We start from the raw sequence: 1,568 nt of genomic DNA on the forward strand, positions 1-1,568 counted from the left end.
CTTTATTATAGATATAATGAGTCTTTAATATCCCATTAGTAGGAGATGAGCTACATGAATTATGATTGTGCCATTATTGGCGGAGGACCAGCAGGGTTAAATGCCGCACTTATGCTTGGCAGGGCAAGGAGAAGCGTTGCTTTGATCGACAACAATCGTCCAAGAAATGCTGTTACTCATACATCGCATGGCTTTATAACAAGGGATCGCGTTACACCAGCTGAGTTTCGCCGCATTGCTTATGAAGAGGTGCTGAGTTATCCAACAGTCGATCATAGGCAAGCTGAGGTGATTTCTGTCAGTAAAATTGAAGCCGGATTTGAGCTTATTGATTCATCTGGATTTCGCATTCATACACGTAAATTGATCTTGGCAACAGGAGTAAAAGAAATATTTCCCGAGATCGAAGGCTTTTACCCGCTTTATGGAAAAAGCTTGTTTAATTGCCCATATTGCGACGGCTGGGAGCTACGCGATCAGCCGCTTGTCGTTGTTTCGGAATATCCGACTGTTTTTCATACAGTGAAGCTGCTTCTCAATTGGAGCAAGGATTTAGTTGTCTGTACAAACGGGAATGAAAACCTGTCGAACGAACAAAAAAAACAGCTCCAACGAAAGGGGATCGTAATCATGGAGCAGCCCATTGCAGCATTCGTCGGACAAAATGGGAAGCTTGAGCATATTCGTTTCTCAGATGGAACTACCATCGAAAGAGCTGGTGGTTTCGTTACTCCTAAGTTTATTTCAAGCACGCGGTTCGGAGAACAATTGGGCTGTGATAAAACGGAGTTGGGAGGAATTCAAACGGATGGAAAGGGGAAAACCTCAATACCCGGTCTTTATATCGCTGGTGATGCTTCCTATTTTATGCCCTCCCAATTGGTTTTTGCTGCGGCAGACGGCAGTCGAATAGCGATGAGCGTAAATTTGGAGTTGGCAGAGGAAGACTTCATTTAACGAAACTTAAATGAAGTCACAATACGGAAAGAGGGAGCGCTATTTGCAAATAAAAAATCATTTGATTGGGTCTTCAAAATTTCGGGCAGCTTTATGTGTCATCTTGCTTCTTACAGAGCAAGGCGGAACGTTGACTAGCTCAGAAATGGCGCAACAGCTGAATGTCCATGCGGCTTATTTACGAAAAATCATGTCCACATTGCTGAAAGCTGGGATGGTTGAAGCTAAGGAAGGACAAGACGGTGGATATAAACTAAAACATCCTGAATCAGATATAACACTGGCTGATGTTTACGATGCAGTAAGAGAGGTAAAGAAAAGCCAAACCGTTACATTCTGTCATTGGACAACATCTATAAATGAAAACTTAGCGAAATTGATGCTAGAAGTTGATGAATGTACCATTTCATACTTAAAGGAAATTAAAGCAACTGACATGATAAGCAGCTTAAGCAATTCAAATTAGAAAAATCTAACATCCAACTGGAGAGGAAGACATAACCATGACAATTATACATGCAACGGATACAACACTAAAAAATGAAATTCAAAAGGAGGGGCTAACCATAGTTAATTTCTGGGCACCTTGGTGTGGGCCATGTCTTATGTTT

The 1,568-nt window shown here is 41.6% G+C and carries 3 protein-coding genes; all 3 read left to right on the forward strand.

The annotated features are described in order from the left end of the window. The first annotated feature begins 54 nt into the window (after positions 1-54). The gene (locus tag AC1DSE_RS35095; RefSeq protein WP_441883205.1) at positions 55-957 is read left to right on the forward strand and encodes an NAD(P)/FAD-dependent oxidoreductase; all 903 of its coding nucleotides are present in this window, start codon (positions 55-57) and stop codon (positions 955-957) included. Between the two features lie 43 nt (positions 958-1,000). Beyond that, positions 1,001-1,423: an RrF2 family transcriptional regulator gene (locus AC1DSE_RS35100; protein ID WP_441883203.1), complete on the forward strand. Its 423-nt coding sequence runs from the start codon at positions 1,001-1,003 to the stop codon at positions 1,421-1,423. Between the two features lie 37 nt (positions 1,424-1,460). Continuing rightward, a partial coding sequence (locus AC1DSE_RS35105) for a thioredoxin family protein (RefSeq protein ID WP_477529105.1) occupies positions 1,461-1,568 on the forward strand: 108 nt, incomplete at its 3' end.

This window comes from Paenibacillus sp. 01L418, from assembly GCF_056400045.1.